The sequence below is a fragment of the Nonomuraea sp. NPDC050733 genome, from assembly GCF_040654215.1.
Lineage (GTDB): Bacteria > Actinomycetota > Actinomycetes > Streptosporangiales > Streptosporangiaceae > Nonomuraea.
Genome location: NZ_JBFAHO010000019.1, coordinates 1 through 23262, shown reverse-complemented (window position 1 = coordinate 23262; position 23262 = coordinate 1). Strand labels below are relative to the sequence as shown.

The following is a 23262-nucleotide window of genomic DNA, read 5'->3' as shown; positions in this document are numbered from 1 at the left end:
TGATGAGGATGCGCCAGACCCAGGTTCGCCCCCGGCCGAGGAAGCCGGCCGGCCCCTCCCTCGACCTTCGCACGCCGTCGGGGCGCAAGCTGCCCTTCTGAAACCCATCGCAGGAGCGTCATCTGAGAGGTGCACGATGTGCTGCAGTCACTTCCCCGTCTGCCCCGCCGCGGTATCGCCCGACCGTGAGGCGGCCCATGTGATCTCGGCCCACCCCGACCAGGGCTGGAGCCTGCTCTGCAACGGCGTCGTGCTCTTCGAGGACACCGGCCTGCTGCTGCCCGACGGCAGCGTCGTGGCCCCCCACCGAGCCGCCGTCCTGGCCTGACCCGCCTCCCCGCGCCGCCTTCGGTGATCCCGGAAACGCCGAAGGCCCCGGCCGGTCGGCGTGCCCGGCGGGGCCTCCTCGCGGCTCAGGTCAGCGGCGGCCGATCGACAGCACCGGCCCCGTGCGATCGTCGAAGAAGTCGTCGCCCTTGTCGTCCACGACGATGAACGCGGGGAAGTCCTCCACCTCGATCTTCCACACCGCCTCCATCCCCAGCTCCGGGTACTCCAGGACCTCCACCTTCCTGATGCAGTCCTGTGCCAGCCGGGCCGCCGGCCCGCCGATGGAGCCCAGGTAGAAGCCGCCGTGCTGCCGGCACGCCTCGGTCACCTGGCGCGACCTGTTGCCCTTGGCCAGCATGACCATCGAGCCCCCGGCCGCCTGGAAGCGCTCCACGTAGGAGTCCATCCGCCCGGCCGTCGTGGGGCCGAACGAGCCCGACGCGTAGCCCTCGGGCGTCTTGGCCGGCCCCGCGTAGTAGACGGCGTGGTCCTTCAGGTACTGCGGCATCTCGCCGCCGTCGTCGAGCAACTCGGCGATCTTGGCGTGCGCGATGTCGCGGGCGACGACGAGCGGGCCGGTCAGCGAGAGGCGCGTCTTGACCGGGTACTTGGTGAGCTGGGCGAGGATCTCCGGCATGGGCCGGTTGAGGTCGACCTTGACGACGTCGTCCGACAGGTGCTCGTCGGTAGTCTCCGGCAGGAAGCGGGCCGGGTCGGTCTCCAGCTGCTCCAGGAAGACGCCCTCCGGCGTGATCTTGGCGAGGGCCTGCCGGTCGGCCGAGCAGGAGACGGCGATGGCGACCGGGCAGGAGGCGCCGTGGCGGGGCAGCCGGATGACGCGCACGTCGTGGCAGAAGTACTTGCCGCCGAACTGGGCGCCGATGCCGAGCTTCTGGGTCAGCTCGAAGACCTTGGCCTCCAGCTCCAGGTCGCGGAAGCCGTGCCCGGACGGCGATCCCTCCGTGGGGATCGAGTCGAGGTAGCGGGCGCTGGCGTACTTGGCCGTCTTCAGCGCGTACTCGGCGGACGTGCCGCCGACGACGATCGCCAGATGGTACGGCGGGCAGGCCGCGGTGCCGAGCGAGCGGATCTTCTCCTCCAGGAAGGCCAGCATGCGCTTCTCGTTGAGCACCGCCTTGGTCTCCTGGTAGAGGAACGACTTGTTGGCCGAGCCGCCGCCCTTGGCCATGAACAGCAGTTTGTACTCGTCGGGGTGGCCGTGGGGGTCCTCGGCGTAGAGCTCGATCTGGGCGGGCAGGTTGTTGCCCGTGTTCTTCTCCTCCCACATGGTCAGCGGGGCCATCTGGGAGTAGCGCAGGTTGAGCCGGGTGTAGGCGTCGTACACGCCGTGCGCGATGTGCTCGGCGTCGCGGCCGTCGGTCAGCACGTGGCGGCCGCGCTTGCCCATGACGATCGCGGTGCCGGTGTCCTGGCACATGGGCAGCACGCCGCCGGCCGAGATGGAGGCGTTCTTCAGCAGGTCGAGCGCCACGAACCGGTCGTTGCCGCTGGACTCCGGGTCATCGATGATCTTGCGGAGCTGGGCCAGGTGCGACGAGCGCAGGAAGTGGGAGATGTCGTGCACGGCCGTCTCGGTGAGCAGCCGCAGCGCCTCGGGGTCGACCTCCAGGAACGTGCGGCCGGCCGCCTCGACTCTCCGCACCCCCTCCGATGTGATCAGCCGGTACGTGGTGTCGTCGGCGCCCAGCGGGAGAAGATCGGTGTAGTCGAACTCGGCCATGCCCATCCTTTCGATTTCCCAAAGCGTACGCCCACGCGAGGCCCGCTCCCGCCCGGCCTCCGGGTCCGGGCTCACGTGCGCTCGGCGGCGAGGTCCGGCTCGGGGACGGGCCCGGGAGCGGGCGGCGCGGGGCGGCGGGCGGTGAGGCCGACGACGATGCCGCACACCACCAGCCCCGCGCCCAGCAGGTCGTAGCCGGACGGCGTCGCGATGCCCAGCGCCGCGCCGGTCGCGATGGCGCCCACCGGGATGAGGCCCGCGAACAGCCCGGCCCGCCCCGGCCCGAGCTGCGGCAGCGCCGTGTACCACAGGAAGAACGCCACCACGGTGACCACGAACGCCAGGTAGGCGAACCCGGCCGCCTCCGCGACGGTCGGCACCCGGAGCATGCCCGTGCCCTCCCGCACCACCCCGATCACGGCCAGCAGGGGCACGGCCAGCGTGGTCGAGTACGCGCTCACCCGTACCGCGCCCAGCTTGGGCAGCAGCGGGATGGCCAGCAGCGAGAAGGCGATCTCCCCGGCGAACGCGCCGAGCGCCCACAGCAGGCCGTGCGGGTTGCCGCTGCCGAGCCCGGTGGCCAGCGTCGCGCCCGCCACGACCACGCCCGCCCCCGCCAGCAGCCGGGGCGCGGGCCGCCCGCCCGCCAGCGCCAGGGCCAGCGGCACGGCGCCCAGCACGGTGCCGACCAGCGCGGGGCCCGCGGCGCGGGCCGACTCGGTCACGCACACGTTGAACAGCGCCAGCCCCGTCAGCGACAGCGCGCCGAGCAGCGCCCACTCCCGCGGCGTCAGCCGGACGAACCGCAGCCCCATGGCCCGGGTCATGACCAGCAGCACGACGGCGGCGAGCAGGTAGCGCACCGCCTGTCCGCCGTACACCGGATAGTCCTTGACCAGGCCGGACACCCCGGCCAGCGTTCCGACGAGGAACATCGCGCCCGCGGCGCTCACGACACCTTTGCCCATGTCCGAGCATGCTAGGGAGACAATGGTTCTCCCAAACAGTCCAATCTGCTGCCGTGAACGAGGACCAATATGGCCGATCTGTACGTACCGGTGGATCACCAGCGGGGTGGCGTGGCCGCGCAGGTGGCCTCCGGTCTGCGCGAGGCGGTCCGGTCGGGCCGGCTGGCGCCCGGCGACCGGCTCCCGTCCAGCCGCGACCTGGCCACCGACCTCGGGGTGTCGCGTGGGGTCGTGGTGGAGGCGTACGAGCAGCTCGTCGCGGAGGGCTTCCTCGTCTCGCGCGTCGGCTCCGGCACCCGCGTGGCGCCGGCCGCGGCCGCCTGTCAGCGCGGGCCCGGCGACGAGGAGCAGGTGCCGTACCACGACCACCAGAGCCGGGCGACCTCGCCCGACCTCGGCCACTTCCCGCGCGAGCGCTGGCTGGCGGCGCTGCGGCAGGCCCTGGCCACCATCCCGTCCGACGCCCTCGACTACGGCGACCCGGGCGGCGTCCCGGAGCTGCGTGACGAACTGGCCGGCTACCTGCGGCGGGTGCGCGCGGCGGACGTGGAGCCGGAGAACCTCATCATCGTGGGCGGCGTCGCCCAGGGCCTCAGCCTGGTCCTGCACGTGCTCGCCGCGCAGGCGCCCCGCACGCCGCGGGGCGATGCGTTCGGGCTGGCAGTGGAGGATCCGACCAGCCACCGGCAGATCCCCCTGCTGCGCCGCGCGGGCGCCGAGCCGCTGCCCGTGCCGGTCGACGAGCAGGGCCTCGACGTGGCCGCGCTGCGCGACCGCCCGGCCCGCGCGGTGCTGGTCACACCGGCCCACCAGTACCCGACGGGCGTGGTGCTGTCGCCCTGCAGGCGGGCCGCGCTCGTGGAGTGGGCGCAGGAGGCCGACGCGATCGTGCTGGAGGACGACTACGACGCCGAGTTCCGCTTCGACCGCGACCCGGTGGGCTGCCTGCAGGGCCTCGCGCCCGACCGGGTGGTGCTGGCCGGCAGCGTCAGCAAGGCGCTGGCACCGGGGCTGCGGCTCGGCTGGGTGGTCGCCCCGCCATCGCTGGCGGGCGCGGTCCGGCTGGCGCGGGGCGAGTTCGACCTGGGCTCGCCGGTGATCGAGCAGTACGCCCTGGCCGGCTTCCTGCGCACCGGCGGCTACGACCGGCACCTGCGCCGGATGCGCCGGGAGTACCGCAGCCGCAGGGACGCCCTGGTCGGGGCGCTGGCGGAGCACCTTCCCGAGGTCCGGGTCCGGGGCATCGAGGCGGGCCTGCACGCCTACCTCGACCTGCCGGCCGGCTGGGACGAGCACCAGGTGGTGGAGGCCGCCCGGGAGCTGGGTCTGACCATGGAGGCCGTGGGTCCGATGCGCTTCACGCCGGGCGGTCCGGCGGTGGCCGCGGGCTTCTCCCGGCTGCCGGTGCACCGGGCGGAGCGGGCTGTACGAGGGCTGAAGGTCAGAATGTCAGGACAAAGTGTTGACTGAGGCGTGAGGGCTCGCCTACAAAGAGAGCGACCGTCACCTTGGAGGCGCCATGCGTGTGGGACTGCTGGGCCTGGGCCGGATCGGGGCCTTCCACGCCGAGACCCTGGCCGCGCACCCGCTGGTGGACGAGCTGATCGTGGCCGATCCCGTGCGCACGTCGCCGTACGGCAGGCCGGGCGACCCGTTCGAGGCCGACGCCGTCGTCATCGCCACCCCCACCAGCACGCACGCCGACCTGATCCTGGAGGCGTGCCGCAGGGGCGTCCCCGCGTTCTGCGAGAAGCCGGTGGCGGGCGACGTGGAGCGGACCCTGGAGGTGCTCCGGGCGGCCCGCGGCCACCGGGTGCGCATCGGCTTCCAGCGCAGGTTCGACCCCGGGTATGTGAATGCGGCGGCGGCGCTGCGCGGCGGCGAGGTGGGAGAGCTGCACCGGGTCCACCTGATCACCGCTGACCCGGCGCCGCCGCCCGCCGAGTACGTCCCGCTGTCCGGCGGCATCTACCGCGACTGCCACATCCACGACTTCGACATCCTGCGCTGGGTGACCGGCCGCGAGGTCGCGACCGTCTACGCGACCGGCGCCAACCGGGGCGCCCCGTTCTTCGCCGCGGCGGGCGACGTGGACAACAGCGCGGCGCTGCTCACCCTCGACGACGGCACGCTCGCCACCGTGCAGGGCTCGCGCTACAACGGCGCCGGGTACGACGTGCGCATGGAGCTGGCCGGCAGCAAGGGCACGCACGTCGTGGGGCTGAGCCCGCGGGCGCCGCTGCGCTCCTCGGAGGGGCTGGAGCCCTCGGAGGAGCCGTGGCCGGACTTCGTCACCCGCTTCCGGCAGGCGTACGTCGACGAGATCGACGGCTTCCTGCGCGGCGATCCCGGCCTGTGCCCGATCGAGGACGCGCTGGAGGCCCTGTACGTCGCCGAGGCCGCGGAGCTGTCCCGCCGCGAGCGCCGCCCGGTCGAGGTGGCCGAGGTACGGCGCTGATCCCAGGCCCCGACCCCAGGCCCTGATCCCGGGCGCCGATCCCGGGTCGAACCGCGCTAGGCCGGCGTCCTTACCGCGGGCTCGAAGCCCCGGGCCAGCACGATGATCACGCCCGCCAGCAGGAACGGCGCGGCGAACGCGATCCGCATGTCGAAGGAGTCGGCCAGGCCGCCCACCAGTGCCGCGCCGACGATGAAGCCCACGTAGTTGAACAGGTTGACCCGGGCGATGGCCACGCCCGTGCCCGCCGGGTCCAGCCGCCCCGCCGCCGAGAACGACTGCGGCGCCACCACCGACAGCCCCACGCCGGTCAGCCCGAACGCCACGATGGCCAGCGGCTGGCTCGGCGAGAGGACGATGCCGAGGAAACCGAGCGTCGCGATCGCGCCGCCGATCCGCACGATGGCCGCCGGGCCGTACCTGCGCACCGCCAGGTCGCCGCCGAGCCGTACGGCCAGCGTCGTGGCCTGGTAGGCGGCGTAGGCCAGCGGGACCACGCCGGGGGTGGCGGCCAGGACGTCCTTCATGAAGACCGTGCTGAAGTTCGAGACCGCGGCGTCGCCGACGTACAGGAAGCCCATCGCCAGGCAGAGCGGGATGATCGGCCGCCACGGGAACCGGCCGCCGGCCGTCGCCTCCATGTGCTCGACCTTCTCCTCCTCGACGGTGCAGAGCCTCGGCCCGGCGTAGAGCGAGGCCGCCACGGCCAGCACCATCGGCACGCTCATGATCACCGCGAGGTCGAGCCCGGCCGCGGCCGACGCCCACAGCGCGCCCAGCAGGCTGAACACGCTCCACACACAGTGGAAGCCGTTCAGCACGGCCCGGCCGTACCTCCGCTCGACCGCCACGCCCTGCATGTTGATGCCCGCGTCCACCGCTCCGACCGCCAGCCCGAACAGCAGCAGCGCGACCAGCAGCAGCGGCACGCCCGGGGCGAGACCGGCGAGCACCACGGCGACGGCGACGGCCGGCTGCGCGGCCCGCAGCAGCGGCTTGCTGCCCAGACGCGCGGCGAACGAGCCGGCGGCGACGCTTCCGACGCCCGCGAAGACGGGCACGACGAGCAGGAGCAGGGTGAGCGTGCCCTCGTCGAGTTCGTGCCGGTGCTGCAGACCGGCGACCTGCGTCAGCAGGGTCGCGAACGACAGTCCCTGCACGGCGTAGGCGACGAACGTGGCGATGCGGGCCTGACGATCACGGGGGGTCGGCACGGCGGCCTCCAGGTGGGGGGGTCAGCAAACGTGAGGCGCGGTCAGGTTAGCGCTCGACCGGCCCTTTCGCCAGGGCACACGCACCCAGAGCCACCACGGCGGCCACCTCCGTGACCGCCAGGCCGCGCTCCACCAGACCGAGCGGCATGACCTGCCACCACGCCAGCCCGCCGCGCGCCCCCACCAGCACCACCGCGACGATCCCCGCCACCCACAGCGCCGAGCCCAGGCCGAAGCCGAAGGCCGCCAGCGCGGGGCCGCGCCGCCCGGTGAGCCGCCAGGGGCGGGCGATGACCAGCGCCGCCACCGGCAGGCTGAGGAACGCCACCAGGCTCCCCACCCGGTGGATGCTGCCGCTCAGACTCGGACCGACCGACCAGTCGTGCTTGGGGAACCAGGCCGTCACCAGCAGCCCCGCGCTCCACGCCATCAGCGCCAGCGTGCCGAACACCCCCGCCAGCCGCGTGCGGGCCAGCGCGACACCGATGGCCGCCGACCCGGCCGCGAGCAGCGCCACACCGAGGCCGAAGACCCAGCCGTAGGCGCCCAGGCCGTGCTCGCTGATGGTCCTGCGCAGCGGGTTGATCTCGCCCAGCCCGGCGCCGACCAGGTCCAGGCCGGCGATCACCACCACGCCGGCGCCCACCGCGCCGAGACCCCATCCCGCCGCCTGCCGCACCAGCCCCTCCCTCCGCGCCGCCGCCGGCTCCTCCGCGGGCGCTCTTCCGGTCGGCTTTACCGGTCAACGGGCGGGCACGCCGCCAGATTCCATGCCTTCGCACCGCATGACCGTCCTTCGGCTCGCATGACGGTCCTTCACGCCGCATGACCGTCCTTCGGCCCGCATGACCGTACGAAACAGGGACTCGTACGGAGTCGTCACCTTGGCCGGACCGGCGGAGGCGAGCGTACGGGCCTTGCGCCGGATATCGTCGAGATGTGAACGAGCGCCCGGGAGCCTGGCTGCCCCGCCTGCAGGAGGTCGGCGAGCGACTGGCCGAGGAGTGGATCAGCGCCCGGCGTCCCGCCAGGCCCGACAACCCCCAGCCGCACGAGCTGCGCGCCTCCGACGACGACCGCGAGCGCGTCGCGCAGGTCCTCCAGGACGCCCATGCCGACGGCCGGCTCGCGCTCGACGAGCTGGAGGAGCGGCTAGGGGTCGTCTACTCCGCGCGTACCCTCGGCGACCTCGCCGGCGTCACCGCCGACCTGCTCCCGGAGGAGGAGCAGCCGCTGCGGCTCGACGGCCGGCCGGTGTCGGCGTTCTTCAAGCAGGAGCAGCGCGGCGGCCGCTGGGTGGTGCCGGCCGAGCTGGACGTGACCGCCATGTTCGGCACCACCAAGCTCGACCTGCGCGACGCCATCCTGCAGAACCAGCGCATCGTCATCAACGCCACGCTCGTCTTCGGCGGGCTGGAGATCCACGTCCCGGAGGACCTGGAGGTCATCCGGGTGACCAAGGACAAGACCGTGCGGCTGACCAAACAGCACACCGAGCCCGGAGCGCCCGTGGTGGAGGTGCGCACCACCAACTTCGCCGGCGACGTCAAGGTCAAGGAGCCGCCCCGCCGCAAGCGGCGCCGCTGACACCGCCGGCTCTGCGGGGCGGCTCAGCCCGCGGTGTCGAAGTTGATCGCGCTGTACGCCCGGAGCTTCCAGAGCTGGTGCTCGCTGTCGACCTTGCGGATCGTGCCCGAGCGCCCGCGCATCACCAGCGAGCTGGTCATCGCCACGCCCTTGCTGAACCGCACGCCCTGCATCAGCTCGCCCTGCGTGATGCCCGTCGCCGCGAAGAACACGTCGTCGGAGCTGACCAGGTCGTTGGTGGTGAGCACCTGGCCGAGGTCGTGCCCGGCGTCGACGGCCCGCTGCCGCTCGGCGTCGTCGCGCGGCCACAGCTTGCCCTGGATCACACCGCCGAGGCACTTGAGCGCGCACGCCGCCACGATGCCCTCGGGGGTGCCGCCGATGCCCAGCATCAGGTCGATGCCCGTGCCCACGCGGGCCGCCATGATGGCGCCCGCCACGTCGCCGTCCACGATGAACTTGATGCGCGCCCCGGTCTCCCGGATCTCCTTGACGAGCTGCTCGTGCCGGGGCCGGTCGAGCACCACCACCGTGACGTCGGAGGCCGAGCAGCCCTTGGCCCGCGCCACGGCCTGGATGTTGGCCGAGACCGGAGCCTCGATGTCCACCACGTCGGCCGCCTCCGGCCCGGTGACCAGCTTCTCCATGTAGAACACCGCCGACGGGTCGTACATCGAGCCGCGCTCGCTCACCGCGATCACCGACACCGCGTCGGGCATGCCGAGCGCCGTCAGCCGGGTGCCGTCGATGGGGTCGACCGCCACGTCGCACTCGGGGCCGCTGCCGTCGCCGACCTGCTCGCCGTTGAACAGCATGGGGGCGTCGTCCTTCTCGCCCTCGCCGATGACGACCACGCCGTTCATGGAGACCGTGTTGATCAGCTGGCGCATCGCGTTGACCGCGGCGCCGTCCGCCCCGTTCTTGTCACCCCGCCCGACCCAGCGGGCCGCGGCCATCGCGGCCGCCTCGGTGACGCGTACCAGCTCCAGTGCGAGGTTGCGGTCGGGGGCGTGCTCGCCCGTCGCCAGCGCTGGGGGTACGGACGTCTGATCGGACATGATGGCGGGCCCTCCTCGTGGACAACTGAGTCGATGGTAGTTGTCCATGTATCCCCGGACAGCGGAGGATAATGTGCCTGCCATGAGCAGCGATGTGGAACAGCCGGTCACAGCCCGCACCTCCGAGCGGGGCGCCGCCACGCGCACCGCGCTACTCAAGGCCGCCCGGGAGGTCTTCGTCTCCAAGGGCTTCGCCGAGGCGGGCGTCACCGACGTCGTGGGCCGGGCCGACGCCAGCGTGGGCAGCCTCTACCATCACTTCTCCGGCAAGGCCGACCTCTACCTCACGCTGTTCGAGGAGTTCCAGGCCAAGCAGGCCCAGCGCACCAGCCAGGCCGCCCGCGAGGCGCGCGCCGAGGGTGAGACCGATCCGATGCGGGTGTTCATCCGCGCCGCCCGCGCCTACCTCGACGGGTGCCTGGAGGAGCGGGAGGTGGCCGCGCTGTTCCTGCGCGGCGACGGGCCGCCCGGCTTCGAGGTGGTCATGCGCGACCGGCTGCGCAAGTGGGCCGAGCGCAACGCCGCCCTGTTCGACGACGACGAGGGAGCCCTGGTCGTGGTGATCACCGGCGCGCTCGCGGCGGCGGTGTCGGAGGTGGTGCGCACCGGCGACCGGAAGCTCGCCGAGGACGTGCTCGCCATCATCGGGCAGATCCGACCGGCCGCTTCGGCGACCGGCACCACCAGCGGGTAACCTCGCGAAGTGTGCGACGGTTCACCGATGGGTTCTACGGCTACGCGGTAGCGCTGTTCGTCTGCCTGGGGGCGGCGGGCCTGTTCCTGCTGGTCGCCCCACAGAGCCGGCAGGAGCACATCCCGAGGCGCGAGTACACGATCACCGTCGCCAACTTCGGCCATGCCGTGCCGTACCAGGTGTGGGCCCCCAAGCAGGACCCGGCCGGCTGGGTGCCCAACAGCAACCGCATCGCCAAGGGCGAGAACGGCGCGCAGGTCCTCTACCTCGGCTACGCCACGGCCAAGCGGGAGCACGCCATGCTGGCCCAGAGCGACGAGAAGCCGGCCGCCGGGTTCGCCAGCCGCATGGCCAACACCGACAAGGCGATCGGCACCCAGCAGGTGGCCGGGCAGCCGTGGGAGCGTCGCTTCCGCGAGGACAAGAAGCAGCGGTCGCTGGTACGCGTGCTGCCGGACGTGACGCTGGTCGTCACGGGCACGGCCGACTGGCCCGAGCTGGGCGAGCTGGCCGCCACGCTCCAGCAGCGCCCGAAGGGCTGAGCGGGCACGCCCACGCCCCCGTGACTCTAGGGTGGTGACGTGGCAGACGAGAAGGCACCCTCATACGAGCAGGCCCGCGAGGAGCTGACCGAGGTGGTGCGCCGCCTGGAGACCGGCGGCCTCACCCTGGAGCAGTCGATCGAGCTCTGGGAGCGGGGCGAGAAGCTGGCCGCCATCTGCGAGGAGTGGTTGCAGGGGGCGAGGGTCAAGCTCGCCGCCGCGATGGCCCGCCGCACCGACGCAGGGGCGGCCCGCGACGACGACGCCCCCTTCTAGGAGTTCTCTGGCTTGCTGGTCCTCGCGCCGGCTCAGGCGGGCTGGAGCTCCAGAGCGACGACGGGGATGCGGCGCTCGGTCTTGGCCTGGTACTCGGCGAAGCCCGGGGCGACCTCCACCATGCGCGCGTAGAGCCGGTCACGCTCGTCGCCCTCCATGACCTCCGCCCTGGCCTGGTACTTCTCCGTGCCGACCTCGACCGTGAGCGACGGGTTGGCCACCAGGTTGAGGTACCAGGCGGGGTGGTGGTCGGCGCCCGCGTAGGACGCGATGACGACGATCCGCTCCCCGTCCTTCAGGTACATCACCGGCGAGGTGACCTGCTTGCCGCTCTTCCTGCCCGTGGTGGTCAGCAGGACCAGGTTGGCGCCCTCGAACATGCCGCCGACCTTCCCGCCGTTGGCGCGGAACTCGTCGATCACCTTCTGGTTGAAATCGTTGGCCATGACTGCGCTCCTTGTACCGGAAAAGTCTCCGCTTGAGTGGAGCACAGCCTAAGCGGAGAAAATTCCGGTTAACAACCCGCGGGTATGCTCGCGGCGTGTGCGGACGCGAGCTCCTCCCCGTCGTCGGGCAGCCCCAGCCCGAACGCGCCGACGCCGCCCGCAACCGCCGGCGGATCATCGACGTGGCCGCCCGGCTCATCGCCGAGCGCGGCGCCCGGCAGCTCTCCCTCGACGAGGTCGCCCGCGAGGCCGGCGTCGGCGTGGGCACCGTCTACCGCCGCTTCGGCGACAGGACCGGGCTGCTGTGGGCGCTCATCGACGAGCAGGAGCGGCGCTTCCAGGCCGCGTTCATGACCGGGCCGCCGCCGATCGGGCCAGGCGCGCCGCCCGCCGCGCGCGTCCGCGCCTTCCTGCGGGCGCTGGTGGACCGGATCGTGGCGCAGCAGGACATGTTCCTGCAGTTGGAGATCGGGTCGGCCAGGGGGCGCTTCAGCGGGCCGTACCGGATCCACCACACGCATCTGGCCACGCTGCTCGCCCAGGCGCGTCCGGACCTCGACGCCGGCTTCCTCGCCGACGCGCTGCTCGCCCCGGCCAACGCCCACCTGATCCGCTTCCAGCTGGACGAGCGGGGCATGTCGGTCGAGGCCGTCAAGGCGGGACTCGACGCGCTGGCCGAAACCGTCCTCCGTGCCTGCCCGTGCCCGCACTCGACGGACGGATAGCGGCGCGTGTCAGCTCTCGTCCGCGGGTGGCTTGGCGGCCCGGGGCTTGCGCGCCCTGGCCGGCTTGGGCGCGTCCGTGACGTCGCCGGGGGAGTCGTCCCCCTCCGGTGACAGGGCGCGGACCGTGAGGCGGTCGTCGGTGAGGCGGACCGTCAGCAGCGCCCCCGGTGAGACGTCCTTGGCCAGCCGCACCACGTCGCCCGAGGGATGCTGGACGATGGCGTAGCCGCGTTCGAGCGTGGCGGCCGGCGACAGCGCCACGAGGCGGGCCCGCAGGTGCGACAGCGAGTCCTCGGCCCGGTCCAGCGAGCTCGCGAGCGAGCGCCGGGCCCGGTCGCGCAGCGCCTCGGCCTGCTCCGCGCGCCGTTCGAGCTCCCGTACCGGGTCGGCCAGCGACGGCCGCGAGCGGACCGACGTGAGCCACGACATCTCCCGGTCGAGCCAGCCGCCCACCACCCGCCGCCCGCGGTCGCGGAGCTGGCGCACCAGCGTGAGCTGCTCGCCGACGTCCGGCACCACCTTCTTCGCGGCGTCGGTGGGCGTGGAGGCCCGCACGTCGGCCACCAGGTCCAGCAGCGGGCTGTCCTGCTCGTGCCCGATCGCGCTCACCACAGGGGTACGGCAGGCGGCCACGGCCCGTACCAGCGTCTCGTCCGAGAACGGCAGCAGGTCCTCCAGCGAGCCGCCCCCGCGGGCGATGACGATCACTTCCACCGACGAGTCGGCGTCCAGCTTGCGCAGCGCCTCGGTGACCTCGCCCACCGCGTACGGCCCCTGGACGGCCACCTCCTCGACCTTGAACCGCACGGCCGGCCAGCGGCGCCGGGAGTTCTCCAGCACGTCGCGCTCGGCCGCCGAGTCACGCCCGCAGATCAGCCCCACCGTGCCCGGCAGGAACGGCAGCCGTCGCTTCCGGTCGGCGTTGAACAGCCCCTCGGCGGCCAGCAACTGGCGCAGCCGCTCCAGCCGGGCCAGCAGCTCGCCCACGCCGACCGGCCTGATCTCCAGCGCGGTGAAGGCGAAGGAGCCTCTGTTGACCCAGAAGTCGGGCTTGACGTGGACCACCACGCGGGCGCCGTCGGCCGGTCGTGGCACGGCCGCCTCGTACACGCCACGCGGAGCGGTGACCCGCGCGGACACGTTGGCCACCGGGTCGCGCAGCGTCAGGAACACCGTGCCGCCGCGCGCGCTCAGGTCGGTGATCTGACCCTCGACCCACACCGTGCCCAGCTTGCCGATCCAGCCGCCCACCATCTGCAGGACGGTGCGGATCGGCAGCGGGGACTCGGGCGAGGTCTTCGTGCTCATGCCGGAAGACTACGGGGCCGTGGCGGCTATTCCCCGTCCTGGAGCTTGGCCAGCCGGTTCTCGAACATCCTGATCACCTCGGGCCGGGCGGCCGTGGCCTGCTCGTACGTCAGCAGACCGGTGATCTGTTCGGCCGACTTGCCGCGCATCCTGGCGCGCAGCGAGGCCACGGTCAGGTCCGCGTAACCCGGGAGCGGCTCGGACAGGGACGCGGCGCCGGGCTCGACGCCGGCCACGGCCTCAGGGGTCGCGGCGGCGGCCTCCGCGAGCGCACCGGCAGGCGCACCGGCGGGCTCGGCTGCCGGGGCGCTCTTGGCGGCCTTCGGCTTGGCCTGCGCCCGGGGCTTGGCGGTGCGCTTGGCGGCAGGCTTCGCCGCGGGCTGGTCGGCGGGCTCGGCGGCGGCCTCGGCAGCGGGCGCGGTCACGGGCTCGGCGGCGGCCTCGGCCTCGGCCTTCGGCTTGGCAGTGCGCCTGGTCGTGCTCTTGGCCGTGCTCTTCGGCTTCGCCTCGGCCTTGGGCTCGGCCTTGGGCTCGGTCTTTGCCTCGGGGGACGGCTCGGGCTCGACGCTGACCGGCTTGGCGGCCTCGACGGGCTCCGCGCCCGCGGCGGGCTCGGCCGTAGCGGTCGGCTCAGGTGCGGCGGCGGGCTCGGGGGCGGCGGCGGGCTCGGCGGTCGCGCTCTCCGGCTCGGTCGGGCTCTTCGGCTCGGTCACGGTCTCCGGGGCGGTCACGGCCTCGGGTGCGGCGGCCGAGGGCTCGGCAGTGCCGGACTCAGGCGTGACGGACTCAGGCGTGACGGGCTCGGCGGTGACGGACTCGGACGTGACGGGCTCGGCCGCGGCGGGCGAGGTGGTGGTCTCGGCGGCCGGCTTGGCCGGGGCGAAGATGACCGGCTCGGGCTTGGCCTTGGCGGTGCCGTCGGCCTTCGCGCCGCCCTTTTCGGCGTCGGCCTTCTCCGTGGCGCCCTTCTCGGTGCCGTTCTTCTCAGTGCCGTTCTTCTCGGGGGCGCTCGACGGGCGCGGCGCGAAGATGACGGGCTCCTTGCGGGCGGGCCGCTCCTCCTCGGCCGGCGCGGAAACCTCGCCGGCGACCGAGGGGCGCATCTCGGCGTCCTCCTCCTTCTCCTTGGAGCCCAGCCCCTTGATGGAGTTCTTCATCCGGTCCACCAGCAGCAACGCCTGCCCGGCGGCGCTCAACGTGGACTGGACGACGATGAGAGGAAGCTCCTTGGCCTTCTCCTTGTCGGTGACGGACTTGGCGATGTTGCGTATCACGTCGCTGAGGGACATGACGTCTCCCTGGGAGGTCTGTATCGGAGGGCCAGTGTGGCAAACGGCGAGCGGGCGTGCACGCGCCGTCCTGCCCGTCCTCCACGTAGCATTACCAAGTATGGAGCCCAGTACTTCCCGCAGAGTCCTCGTAGCCAAGCCCCGTGGCTACTGCGCCGGCGTCGATCGGGCCGTGGTTGCGGTCGAGAAGGCTCTGGAGCAGTACGGCGCGCCCGTCTACGTCCGTAAGCAGATCGTCCACAACACCCACGTCGTCAAGACGCTGGAGGCCAAGGGCGCCATCTTCGTCGAGGAGACCGAGCAGGTGCCCGAGGGCGAGATCGTGGTGTTCTCCGCCCACGGCGTCTCCCCGGCCGTCCACGGCGAGGCGAAGCAGCGCGGCCTGCGAACCATCGACGCCACCTGCCCGCTGGTCACCAAGGTGCACAACGAGGCCAAGCGGTTCGCCGCCCAGGACTACGACATCCTGCTGATCGGCCACGAGGGCCACGAGGAGGTGGAGGGCACCTCAGGCGAGGCGCCCGACCACATCCAGCTCGTCGACGGCCTCGACTCGGTGGACAAGGTCCAGGTGAAGGACCCGTCCAAGCTGGTCTGGCTGTCGCAGACCACGCTGTCGGTCGACGAGACCACCGAGACCGTCTCCCGGCTCAAGGAGCGCTTCCCGACGCTGATCGACCCCCCGAGCGACGACATCTGCTACGCCACCCAGAACCGCCAGGTGGCGGTGAAGGAGATCGCCGCCGCCTCCGAGCTGGTCATCGTCGTCGGCTCCGACAACTCCTCCAACTCCAAGCGCCTGGTCGAGGTGGCCAAGGACCACGGCGCCGACGCCGCCTACCTCGTCGACAACGCCTCGCTCATCCGCGACGAGTGGCTGGAGGGCGTCACCACGGTCGGCGTGACCAGCGGCGCCTCGGTGCCCGAGGAGCTGGTGGACGAGGTGCTCGCGCACCTGGCCCGCCACGGCTTCGGCGACGTGGAGCAGGTCGAGTCGGTTCAGGAGAGCATGCGCTTCGCGCTGCCCCACGAGCTGCGCAAGGACCTGCGCGCCTCCTGAGCCCGGCTCGAAGCCGCTCCGCGAGCCGGTTCAGCGGGCGCCGATCCCGTAGATCGGTCCCGCAGATGTCGATCCCGCGGGTCGGGGTCCCGCGGGTCGGTCCCGCGGGACCGACCCGTAAGTCGATCCGGCGGGTCAGTCCTCGGTCTGCGTGCGCGGCGAGCCGTAGACCCGGGGCTCGAAGTAGCCCTCCGGCTCGGGCGCGTACGCCTGCCGGCGGGACGGGCGGGCCGTCTCGGCGCCCGCCCGCAGCTCCTCGCGCAGCTCGCGCACGTTGTCGCGCAGCCCGCGCCGCAGAGCGACCCCGAGGACCACGGCCGAGCCCGCGAACAGCCAGGGCGCGCCCGCCGACAGCGACGTGTACAGCCCGAGGGCCAGCGACTGCGCCAGCGAGGCGGACCCGAGCGCGTGGACCAGCTCGACGACCAGCGTCGCCGCGAAGAACACCAGCGGCGGCGTCACCACCAGCGACAGCAGCTCGCGCCGGTTGACGAGCAGCACGCCGAGCAGGCTGGCGGCCACGAACACCACACCGACCACGACCGGCAGATCGAGCTGCCCGGCCACCGCGTAGGCGGCCACGGTGGCGGCCAGGGCGAGCACGATGGCGCCGCGGGCGGTCAGTCTGACGCCCGAACGCCTGCCCTTCTCACTCACTGGCCCCCGCCCCCTTACTGCGATCCGTTGGCCAACTTACCGTTGACCGGGGAAATCAGAGACGGGGTTTCCAGCAGTTCGGGTGAGGCGAGGGGTCTCGGCAGCCCTTCCAGCATCGTGGGAGAGTCGAGGTCGCCGTCCACGACGCCCAGATCGTGTAGTTTGCGCGCGCTGACGAGCACCCGGCTCTCAAGGGATCCCACGGTCTTGTTGTACGCCTCGACGGCCCGGGTCAGGGACTTGCCCAAGGTATCGACATTCCTGCCCAGCGAGGACAGCCGCTCGTACAGCTCCTTGCCCAGCTCGAACACGGCGCGGGCGTTGTCGCTGAGCGCGGCCTGCTGCCAGGCGTAGTGCGCGGTGCGCAGCATCGTGATGAGCGTGGTCGGGGTGGCGATGTGCACCCGGCGGGTCATCGCGTACTCCAGCAGCGCGGGGTCGCGCTCCAGCGCCGGCGCGAGGAACGCCTCACCGGGGATGAACAGGACGACGAACTCCGGCGACGGGTTGAACGCCTGCCAGTAGGACTTGGCCGCCAGCCGGTCGACGTGCTCGCGGACGTGCCGGGCGTGGGCGTCGAGGCGTACGGAGGCCAGCGACTCGTCGGACGCCTCGGCGGCCTCCAGGTAGGCGGCCAGCGACACCTTGGAGTCGACGACGATGTTCTTGCCCCCGGCCAGCCGCACCACCATGTCGGGCCGCATGGCGCCCTCGGTGACCTGCTCGTCGAAGTCGCAGTGGCGCTGCATGCCGGCGATCTCGGCGACCCGGCGCAGCTGCAGCTCGCCCCACCGGCCGCGCGCCTCCGGACGTTGCAGGGCGCGCACGAGGGCCGTGGTCTGCGAGCGCAGCTCCTGGCTGCTCTGCCGGACGAACTCCATCTGCTTGGCCAGCTCGGCGCGGGCGGCCCGCTGCCCGGCCTCGGTGTCGCGCAGCTGCGCCTCGACGCGGGAGAGGGCGTCCTTCAGCGGCTCGACCAGGTGCTCGACCGCCTGCCTGCGCTGGTCGAGGTCGCCGGCGGCCTCGGCCCGCGTGGCGGAGAGCCGCGTCTCGGCCAGCTCCAGGAACCGCAGGTTGTTGACATCGAGGGCTCGCGAGGACAGGGCCTGGAAGCGCTCGGTGAGCTGCTCCTCGACGTAGGCGAGCTTGTCGCCGGCCGTCCTGGCCCGCGCCTCCGCCTCGGCGATCCGCACCGCCGTTCTCGTACGGGCGACCAGGAAGCCGACGACGAGCCCGAGGGCGAGTCCGATGAGCAGCGAGACGACGTCCACCCACGGATGATGGCAGGCTCGTCCGCGCCGATCCGTCAGACACGCTTGCGCGCGCCTTGACTGTCACGCAGAGTACCCACATGACTACAGGAATGCGCACGGCGGTGTCGCTCGCCGTGGCTGCCGTCGCGGTGGCGGGCGTGGTCGTCCTGGCGGGAACGGCGGTCCGCACGGGCACGCCCGGGCCAGAGGCGGCCAGGCCGCCCCTCCGGTGGGTGCCGGGCGCCTGTGTGAGCGGCTCGGGCCACGGTTACGTCCTGACGCCGTGCAACGGGGGGCAGTACGAGGTGCTGGCGGTCGCCGCCGATCCGCCCGGTCACGGCGGCTGTCCCGACGACACCGACGACGTCGTGCGGATCGGCGACGGCCGCGCGGCCTGCGTCCGCTCCTTCCTCGACCCGCACCTGGGCGCGCCGGGCGCCGGCGGCGGCGTGCTCAGGGCCGGTGACTGCGTCACGCTAGACGGCCGCGAGCGCTCCTGCGAGCGACGCGGCTGGTACGGCAGGGCGCTGGCGATCGAGCCGGCGGCCGCGAGCTGCCCCTCGGGCACGCTGGACACGGTCGGCACCGGGCCCGTGGCCTGCCTGGGCGCCGGTGGCCAGGTGCTCGACCGCGGCATGTGCGTGGCCCGGCCGGGCGACGACACGGTGAACCGCTCCGCGATCACCCGGGTGGGATGCCGCTCAGGCGACGCGTGGGCGCGGGTGACCGCGTTCGAGACCAGGCCGGGAAGCTGCCCGAAGGGCTCGCAGCGCTACCTGCGGGCGCCGGGGGCCTACCGTCCGGTGACCTGCCTGCGTCTCGTCAGCGAGTAAACTCGCTGGACGTGAGCGAGCGTAGCGAGGCAACCACCACCAGCAGCGGCCGGGGGCTCGTGCGGCCGGTTAAGGAGCACGCATGAGCCTGTCCATCGGCATCGTCGGCCTGCCCAACGTGGGCAAGTCCACGCTGTTCAACGCGCTGACCAAGACCGGCAACGCGCTGGCCGCCAACTACCCGTTCGCCACCATCGAGCCCAACGTGGGCATCGTCGGCGTGCCCGACGACCGGCTGCCCAAGCTGGCCGAGATCTTCGGCTCGGCCCGCGTCCTGCCCGCCAAGGTGGAGTTCGTCGACATCGCGGGCCTGGTCAAGGGGGCCTCCGAGGGGCAGGGCCGGGGCAACCAGTTCCTCGCCAACATCCGCGACACCGACGCCATCTGCCAGGTGATCCGGGTCTTCAACGACCCCGACGTGACGCACGTCGACGGCGAGATCTCGCCGAAGCGCGACATCGAGACGATCAACACCGAGCTGATCATGGCCGACCTGCAGACGGTCGAGAAGGCCATCCCGCGCCTGCAGAAGGAGGCGCGTAACAACAAGGACAAGAAGGCCGCTCTGGAGGCCGCCGAGGGCGCCCTGAAGGTCCTGGAGACCGGCAAGACCATCTTCGAGAGCGGGCTCGGCGGCGAGGAGCTGCGCGAGCTCCACCTGCTGACGGCCAAGCCGTTCCTGTACGTCTTCAACCTCGACGCCGACGAGCTGATCGACGCCGACCTGCGGGCGCAGCTCTCGGAGCTGGTCGCCCCGGCCGAGGCGGTGTTCCTCGACGCCAAGATCGAGTCGGAGCTGGTGGAGCTCGACGACGAGGAGGCGCTGGAGCTGCTCCAGTCGGTCGGTCAGGAGGAGTCGGGCCTGTCCCAGCTCGCCCGGGTCGGCTTCGAGACGCTCGGCCTGCAGACCTACCTCACGGCCGGGCCCAAGGAGACCAGGGCCTGGACGATCCGCAAGGGCGCCACCGCGCCGGAGGCGGCCGGGGTCATCCACACCGACTTCCAGCGCGGCTTCATCAAGGCCGAGGTCGTCTCGTTCGACGACCTGGTGGAGACCGGCTCGATCGCCAAGGCCCGCTCGCTCGGCAAGGCGCGCATCGAGGGCAAGGACTACGTCATGCGCGACGGCGACGTGGTGGAGTTCCGCTTCAACGTCTGATGGACGCTTGGGGTCTTTGCGGTCGTACGTGATGCGAGGTCCGATTTCCACCGGCGTCCCGCGCCCGGATCGGGGAGAGTCGTCCAGACTCGACCTCTGTCCGGGAAAGCTGAGGACCAGCAAGAATGCACACGATCTCCGACCTGAAGGTGCTCTACTTCGGGACCCCGGTGGTGCTGATCGGCTCACGCAACGAGGACGGCTCGCCCAACCTGATGCCGATGTCGTCGGCCTGGTGGCTGGGCGACCGCGCCATGCTGGGAGTGGGCCACAGCTCCCAGACCTCGGCCAACCTCGCCCGTGAGCGGGAGTGCGTGCTCAATCTCGTGCCGTCCACCCTCGTGGACGCCGTCGACCGGCTGGCGCTGCTGACCGCGAACCCGGAGATCTCCCCCCTCCGGGTGGAGCAGGGCTATCGGCACGAGCGCGGCAAGTTCGCGGTGGCGGGGCTGACCGAGCAGGCGGCCGACCTGGTGAAGGCGCCACGGGTGCTGGAGTGCCCGGTGCAGCTCGAATGCGTCGTGGAGGAGGCCCACGCGTTCGGCGCCCCCGAGGTGAAGGCGACCGCCTTCCAGGTCAAGGTGGTGCGCGCGCACGTGGAGGAGGAGCTGATCATCCCCGGGACGCACTACGTGGACCCGGTCGGATGGGACCCGCTGATCATGAAGTTCTGCGAGTTCTTCGGCGGCGGTTCCAACCTGCGGCCGTCGCGGCTGGCGGAGGGCTGGCAGATGCCGCACCAGTTGGAGCGGGCGGGGAGCGGCACGCTCGGCTGACGGTTCGGTTCGTGAGGAACGGCGGCTCTGGGAAGGACTCGTGGTCGTGGAGGGCTGAGACGTCAACCACATGAGGCACCTGCGCGTCGAATCGGCACGGCGTTCACGCTGACTCGGGAGGGCCCTCATGATCCGTCGCATCATCCGGAAACGACGTCCCGCACCCTCGCTCACGGGCATCACCCTTGAGGAGGAGCTCGCCCTGCTCAGGGTGGAGCTCATGTACGGCCTGCGCGTCAACCGCGAGGCGTACCTGCGCAGGAAGGCGGACGAGCGGGAGGAGCTGGCCGCGCGGATGCGCGATCGCGACGCCACCACCATGCTCGCCGAGCTGCGGGGCGCCCTGGAGCGCACGGTGCCCCGCCGCGACCTGCCCGCCCCGGCTGGAGAACACCTGCGCGCCCTGCGCGGCATCTCCTCCGCGGGCGACCACGAGCGGGCCTGAGGCGGCCCGCGTCCATGCGGAGTCCCGCGAGCCGGTCTGAGACGGCCCGGCGTGTGCGCGGAGTCCCATGAGCCGGCCTGGAGGCGGCCCGGTGTGAGGCGCCCAGGTGTGTGCAGGGGAGCGCCGGGAGCCGCCCCGAGCATCCTGGCGGGTACGCGGAGCGCGTAACGCCATCCTGGTGACCACCTGTCGCTCGGCAGCCGGCGGTGACGGTGCCGCGCGCCCGTCGGGGCGGGCGGCTGGGCGTCTTATACCAAATGCGCAGGTCGCGACAGTCCCTACGCCCTTTGGACAGGAACCTCTGGCCACCCGGTAATGCGACAGAAGGTGTCTGGCCTGGTCAAAAGCCTATTCCGGACGTTTGCCGCAAGAACCAACGCTCCGGCATGTCATGCGCACTCGGTTTGCCCCCGGACGGCGATGCCTGCAGCATGGGCGTGGCTTTCCTGGAACAATGGCGGAGACCGGATAGGGTGACTGCTTCACCACGGATGATGGGGATCGGCAACGGACGACACCGCGCCAGCCGGGGGGATTGGCGCGAGCGGAGGCGTGATGGCTCGTAGGTCAACCGTCCAGCACGGTCCTCGGATCGCTGGCGACCCCGAGCTTTCGGCACGCCCGGATCTCGCCGACTACGACCTGCCGCCCTCGCGGCGGCCCCGTCGCGGGCGCTGGTCGGGTGGTGGCGGACGCTGGCTGGTCTGGATGGGCCGCGCCATTCTCTGGGCGCTTATCGTGGTAATCGTGGTCAATGGGGTCCGTGCACCATTTGAGCGATTCACCCAGGAAAACGCCCCTGCTCCGAATGCGGTGGCCGAGACCGGCAACGGATTCCCGACCCAGCGTGGCATGGCGTTCGCCGCCCAGTTCGCGGGCGTCTATCTGAATTTCAGTCCGGCCGACGCCACGAGCAGGCAGGGCAAACTCGCCGCGTTCCTGGCCGAGGGCATGGCGCCCCAGCTCGGCTGGGACGGCAACGGCAAGTTCGCCGCCGTCGCCATCCAGCCGTACGACATCAAGGCCAGCGACGCCAGCAACGCCGTCGTCGCGGTCGCCTTCCAGTCGGGCACGCGCAGGATGCTGCTGTCCGTGCCGATCTACTACTCCGGCGACGACGCCGGCGGCAGGTTCGTCGTCTCGGGCAGGCCGGCGATCCTGCCCGCGCCCGCGCCCGCCGACCTTCCGCAGGTCGCCGCGGCCGAGACCGACGACGTCGCGGAGGCCGAGCTCAAGCCCCAGCTGGAGGGCTTCTTCAAGAGCTACGCCTCAGGGGACACCGAGGGGTTGCAGCGTTATCTCGCCGTCGGCACGACCCTGCCGAGTTTCGGTGGCGCGTTCACCTTCGGCGGGTTGCAAGAGCTCGTGGTGCCTGTGGGGGGTGCCACCCGAGAGGTCGACGCGGTGGTGGTGTGGGTCGTGCCCGGCGCCACACCGACGGCCGAACCCACGGCCGACGCGAGCGCGGCGGCCGGCCGCATCGAGCAGGGCTACCGCCTCACCGTCGAGAAGCAGGGCGACAAGTGGTACGTCAAGGACATCCGCGGTGCCGGTCGGGCCGTTGGATAGACGCACGACCGCGCTGCTGATCGGCACCCCCCGGGAGGACAAGAAGTGATCTTGAAAACCATAGTGCTCAACCTGATCGAGATGACGCCGTCGCCCGCCCCGACCGGCGTCAACACCGAAGGGCTCGCCGACTTCCTGCGTGCCTTCTTCGCCCCGCTCTTCCTCGTCGTCGTGTCGGTGGTCGCGCTGTTCTTCCTCTTCACCCGCGAGATCACCCGGTTCGTGCAGTTCCTGATCCTGGCCGTGGCCATCGGCGTGATCTTCTACGTGCCCAACATCATCGAGGTGACGGCCAAGGCGATCGCGGGTGCCCTAGGCATCAAGTAAAGGATTGAGACCGCTCCATGGCGGTCATGAACGAGCGGGTGGAGAGGAGGACCACGTGGACCTGCCCACGTACACGAATATCTGGCGCATCGAGAAGCGGCTCTACAAGCTGTACGACCTACGGCTGCCGATGCCGCTTCCCATTGTCTGGATAGGCGTGTTCGTCGGGGTGTTCGTGCCGTGGTCGCTCCTGCTGGTGCTCGTCGGCGTCCCCGTGGCGATGCCGTGGCACGTGCTGTTCCTGGTGCCGCCGGGCATCGTCACCTGGCTGTCCACCCGTCCCGTCATCGAGGGCAAGCGCCTGACCGAGCTGCTGGAGTCGCAGCTGCGCTACCTCGGGCAGCCGCGCGCCTGGTACCGGCTGGCGCCGATGTCCGAGCCCGAGGCGATCACCTTCTCCGGCCGCGTCTGGCACACCGCGCCCGTCCCGGTACGCGTGAAGAAGGCGCGCAAGGCCCGCGCCGCGCAGCGCAGGTCCCGGGTCGTCGAGGCGCCCGCCGGGCCGCGCGCGGTGCGTCCCGCCGTCGCGGCCGCGGCAGCCGCCGCC

26 protein-coding genes are annotated in these 23262 nt (G+C 72.0%); 16 read left to right on the top strand and 10 right to left on the bottom strand.

The genetic code is table 11. From position 1 onward, the window contains the following. Positions 1-136: 136 nt before the first annotated feature. Positions 137-328, top strand: a complete 192-nt coding sequence (locus AB0H64_RS26400) for a DUF5999 family protein (protein WP_310709737.1) — start codon at positions 137-139, stop codon at positions 326-328. A gap of 90 nt (positions 329-418) precedes the next feature. On the opposite strand, the gene AB0H64_RS26395 is transcribed toward AB0H64_RS26400, so the two are convergent. Then, entirely contained in the window at positions 419-2071 is a 1653-nt protein-coding gene (locus AB0H64_RS26395; RefSeq protein WP_357629447.1) for a fumarate hydratase, read from the bottom strand. Between the two features lie 71 nt (positions 2072-2142). After that, positions 2143-3039: a DMT family transporter gene (locus AB0H64_RS26390; protein WP_357629444.1), complete on the bottom strand. Its 897-nt coding sequence runs from the start codon at positions 3037-3039 to the stop codon at positions 2143-2145. Between the two features lie 69 nt (positions 3040-3108). On the opposite strand from AB0H64_RS26390, the gene AB0H64_RS26385 reads away from it, so the two are divergent. Further along, a complete protein-coding gene (locus AB0H64_RS26385; RefSeq protein WP_357629442.1) occupies positions 3109-4509 on the top strand; it encodes a PLP-dependent aminotransferase family protein in 1401 nt (466 codons plus the stop codon). A gap of 49 nt (positions 4510-4558) precedes the next feature. Beyond that, positions 4559-5497: a Gfo/Idh/MocA family oxidoreductase gene (locus AB0H64_RS26380; RefSeq protein WP_357629439.1), complete on the top strand. Its 939-nt coding sequence runs from the start codon at positions 4559-4561 to the stop codon at positions 5495-5497. Between the two features lie 56 nt (positions 5498-5553). Here the strand turns inward: AB0H64_RS26380 and AB0H64_RS26375 are convergent, their stop codons facing one another. Further along, positions 5554-6711, bottom strand: coding sequence for an MFS transporter (locus tag AB0H64_RS26375; RefSeq protein WP_357629437.1), 1158 nt, complete (start codon positions 6709-6711; stop codon positions 5554-5556). Between the two features lie 46 nt (positions 6712-6757). After that, the gene (locus AB0H64_RS26370; RefSeq protein WP_357629434.1) at positions 6758-7390 is read right to left on the bottom strand and encodes a DUF998 domain-containing protein; all 633 of its coding nucleotides are present in this window, start codon (positions 7388-7390) and stop codon (positions 6758-6760) included. A 260-nt stretch (positions 7391-7650) separates the two neighbouring features. On the opposite strand from AB0H64_RS26370, the gene AB0H64_RS26365 reads away from it, so the two are divergent. Next, positions 7651-8298 (top strand): DUF1707 domain-containing protein, encoded by a 648-nt coding sequence (locus AB0H64_RS26365; protein ID WP_357629432.1) that lies wholly within the window; start codon positions 7651-7653, stop codon positions 8296-8298. Positions 8299-8321: 23 nt separating this feature from the next. On the opposite strand, the gene glpX is transcribed toward AB0H64_RS26365, so the two are convergent. Beyond that, positions 8322-9356 (bottom strand): class II fructose-bisphosphatase, encoded by a 1035-nt coding sequence (glpX, locus tag AB0H64_RS26360; RefSeq protein WP_357629429.1) that lies wholly within the window; start codon positions 9354-9356, stop codon positions 8322-8324. Between the two features lie 82 nt (positions 9357-9438). Here glpX and AB0H64_RS26355 point away from each other — a divergent pair, with 82 nt between their 5' ends. The 3 genes from AB0H64_RS26355 to AB0H64_RS26345 are packed head-to-tail and all read left to right on the top strand — an operon-like array spanning position 9439 to position 10868. After that, positions 9439-10050 carry a TetR/AcrR family transcriptional regulator gene (locus AB0H64_RS26355; RefSeq protein WP_310709746.1) on the top strand — a complete coding sequence of 204 codons (612 nt, stop codon included), beginning with the start codon at positions 9439-9441 and terminating at the stop codon, positions 10048-10050. An 11-nt stretch (positions 10051-10061) separates the two neighbouring features. After that, on the top strand, positions 10062-10592 hold the full coding sequence (locus tag AB0H64_RS26350; protein ID WP_357629426.1) for a DUF4245 domain-containing protein: 531 nt from the start codon (positions 10062-10064) through the stop codon (positions 10590-10592). 39 nt (positions 10593-10631) lie between these two features. Beyond that, the gene (locus AB0H64_RS26345) at positions 10632-10868 is read left to right on the top strand and encodes an exodeoxyribonuclease VII small subunit (protein WP_310709748.1); all 237 of its coding nucleotides are present in this window, start codon (positions 10632-10634) and stop codon (positions 10866-10868) included. A gap of 32 nt (positions 10869-10900) precedes the next feature. Here the strand turns inward: AB0H64_RS26345 and AB0H64_RS26340 are convergent, their stop codons facing one another. Continuing rightward, positions 10901-11314 carry a nitroreductase family deazaflavin-dependent oxidoreductase gene (locus AB0H64_RS26340; RefSeq protein WP_357629423.1) on the bottom strand — a complete coding sequence of 138 codons (414 nt, stop codon included), beginning with the start codon at positions 11312-11314 and terminating at the stop codon, positions 10901-10903. 95 nt (positions 11315-11409) lie between these two features. Here AB0H64_RS26340 and AB0H64_RS26335 point away from each other — a divergent pair, with 95 nt between their 5' ends. Continuing rightward, complete coding sequence (locus AB0H64_RS26335; protein WP_357629420.1) at positions 11410-12039, top strand: helix-turn-helix domain-containing protein; 630 nt, start codon at positions 11410-11412, stop codon at positions 12037-12039. A gap of 9 nt (positions 12040-12048) precedes the next feature. Here AB0H64_RS26335 and xseA read toward each other — a convergent pair whose 3' ends face one another. Beyond that, the gene (gene xseA / locus AB0H64_RS26330; RefSeq protein ID WP_357629417.1) at positions 12049-13347 is read right to left on the bottom strand and encodes an exodeoxyribonuclease VII large subunit; all 1299 of its coding nucleotides are present in this window, start codon (positions 13345-13347) and stop codon (positions 12049-12051) included. A 26-nt stretch (positions 13348-13373) separates the two neighbouring features. Then, positions 13374-14636, bottom strand: a complete 1263-nt coding sequence (locus tag AB0H64_RS26325; protein ID WP_357629414.1) for a hypothetical protein — start codon at positions 14634-14636, stop codon at positions 13374-13376. Positions 14637-14736: 100 nt separating this feature from the next. Here AB0H64_RS26325 and AB0H64_RS26320 point away from each other — a divergent pair, with 100 nt between their 5' ends. Then, complete coding sequence (locus tag AB0H64_RS26320) at positions 14737-15696, top strand: 4-hydroxy-3-methylbut-2-enyl diphosphate reductase (protein ID WP_357629412.1); 960 nt, start codon at positions 14737-14739, stop codon at positions 15694-15696. A gap of 135 nt (positions 15697-15831) precedes the next feature. On the opposite strand, the gene AB0H64_RS26315 is transcribed toward AB0H64_RS26320, so the two are convergent. Together AB0H64_RS26315 and AB0H64_RS26310 are read right to left on the bottom strand one after the other, a co-directional pair. Next, on the bottom strand, positions 15832-16353 hold the full coding sequence (locus tag AB0H64_RS26315) for a DUF6542 domain-containing protein (RefSeq protein WP_357629409.1): 522 nt from the start codon (positions 16351-16353) through the stop codon (positions 15832-15834). A 14-nt stretch (positions 16354-16367) separates the two neighbouring features. Beyond that, positions 16368-17624: a DNA recombination protein RmuC gene (locus AB0H64_RS26310; protein ID WP_357629406.1), complete on the bottom strand. Its 1257-nt coding sequence runs from the start codon at positions 17622-17624 to the stop codon at positions 16368-16370. Between the two features lie 80 nt (positions 17625-17704). Between AB0H64_RS26310 and AB0H64_RS26305 the strand changes: the two genes are divergently transcribed. The 7 genes from AB0H64_RS26305 to AB0H64_RS26275 all read left to right on the top strand — a co-directional run. Then, the gene (locus AB0H64_RS26305) at positions 17705-18439 is read left to right on the top strand and encodes a hypothetical protein (RefSeq protein ID WP_357629403.1); all 735 of its coding nucleotides are present in this window, start codon (positions 17705-17707) and stop codon (positions 18437-18439) included. Between the two features lie 82 nt (positions 18440-18521). Further along, entirely contained in the window at positions 18522-19598 is a 1077-nt protein-coding gene (gene ychF / locus AB0H64_RS26300) for a redox-regulated ATPase YchF (RefSeq protein ID WP_357629399.1), read from the top strand. Between the two features lie 125 nt (positions 19599-19723). After that, a complete protein-coding gene (locus AB0H64_RS26295; protein WP_357629398.1) occupies positions 19724-20374 on the top strand; it encodes a flavin reductase family protein in 651 nt (216 codons plus the stop codon). A gap of 127 nt (positions 20375-20501) precedes the next feature. Further along, a complete protein-coding gene (locus AB0H64_RS26290) occupies positions 20502-20819 on the top strand; it encodes a hypothetical protein (RefSeq protein WP_357629395.1) in 318 nt (105 codons plus the stop codon). 852 nt (positions 20820-21671) lie between these two features. After that, positions 21672-22388 (top strand): conjugal transfer protein, encoded by a 717-nt coding sequence (locus AB0H64_RS26285; RefSeq protein ID WP_357629392.1) that lies wholly within the window; start codon positions 21672-21674, stop codon positions 22386-22388. Positions 22389-22469: 81 nt separating this feature from the next. After that, complete coding sequence (locus AB0H64_RS26280) at positions 22470-22715, top strand: hypothetical protein (protein WP_205303807.1); 246 nt, start codon at positions 22470-22472, stop codon at positions 22713-22715. 55 nt (positions 22716-22770) lie between these two features. Then, positions 22771-23262: conjugal transfer protein (locus tag AB0H64_RS26275; RefSeq protein WP_357629389.1), on the top strand; the 492-nt coding region annotated here is incomplete at its 3' end.

Excerpts from the sequence above, each read along its gene's own strand:
- AB0H64_RS26400 (WP_310709737.1), top strand. The coding sequence starts at position 137 with ATGTGCTGCAGTCACTTCCCCGTCTGCCCCGCCGCGGTATCGCCCGAC.
- AB0H64_RS26395 (WP_357629447.1), bottom strand. The coding sequence starts at position 2,071 with ATGGCCGAGTTCGACTACACCGATCTTCTCCCGCTGGGCGCCGACGAC.
- AB0H64_RS26390 (WP_357629444.1), bottom strand. The coding sequence starts at position 3,039 with ATGGGCAAAGGTGTCGTGAGCGCCGCGGGCGCGATGTTCCTCGTCGGA.
- AB0H64_RS26385 (WP_357629442.1), top strand. The coding sequence starts at position 3,109 with ATGGCCGATCTGTACGTACCGGTGGATCACCAGCGGGGTGGCGTGGCC.
- AB0H64_RS26380 (WP_357629439.1), top strand. The coding sequence starts at position 4,559 with ATGCGTGTGGGACTGCTGGGCCTGGGCCGGATCGGGGCCTTCCACGCC.
- glpX (WP_357629429.1), bottom strand. The coding sequence starts at position 9,356 with ATGTCCGATCAGACGTCCGTACCCCCAGCGCTGGCGACGGGCGAGCAC.
- AB0H64_RS26355 (WP_310709746.1), top strand. The coding sequence starts at position 9,439 with ATGAGCAGCGATGTGGAACAGCCGGTCACAGCCCGCACCTCCGAGCGG.
- AB0H64_RS26340 (WP_357629423.1), bottom strand. The coding sequence starts at position 11,314 with ATGGCCAACGATTTCAACCAGAAGGTGATCGACGAGTTCCGCGCCAAC.
- xseA (WP_357629417.1), bottom strand. The coding sequence starts at position 13,347 with ATGAGCACGAAGACCTCGCCCGAGTCCCCGCTGCCGATCCGCACCGTC.
- AB0H64_RS26325 (WP_357629414.1), bottom strand. The coding sequence starts at position 14,636 with ATGTCCCTCAGCGACGTGATACGCAACATCGCCAAGTCCGTCACCGAC.
- AB0H64_RS26320 (WP_357629412.1), top strand. The coding sequence starts at position 14,737 with ATGGAGCCCAGTACTTCCCGCAGAGTCCTCGTAGCCAAGCCCCGTGGC.
- AB0H64_RS26305 (WP_357629403.1), top strand. The coding sequence starts at position 17,705 with ATGACTACAGGAATGCGCACGGCGGTGTCGCTCGCCGTGGCTGCCGTC.
- ychF (WP_357629399.1), top strand. The coding sequence starts at position 18,522 with ATGAGCCTGTCCATCGGCATCGTCGGCCTGCCCAACGTGGGCAAGTCC.
- AB0H64_RS26295 (WP_357629398.1), top strand. The coding sequence starts at position 19,724 with ATGCACACGATCTCCGACCTGAAGGTGCTCTACTTCGGGACCCCGGTG.
- AB0H64_RS26290 (WP_357629395.1), top strand. The coding sequence starts at position 20,502 with ATGATCCGTCGCATCATCCGGAAACGACGTCCCGCACCCTCGCTCACG.
- AB0H64_RS26285 (WP_357629392.1), top strand. The coding sequence starts at position 21,672 with ATGGCGTTCGCCGCCCAGTTCGCGGGCGTCTATCTGAATTTCAGTCCG.
- AB0H64_RS26280 (WP_205303807.1), top strand. The coding sequence starts at position 22,470 with ATGACGCCGTCGCCCGCCCCGACCGGCGTCAACACCGAAGGGCTCGCC.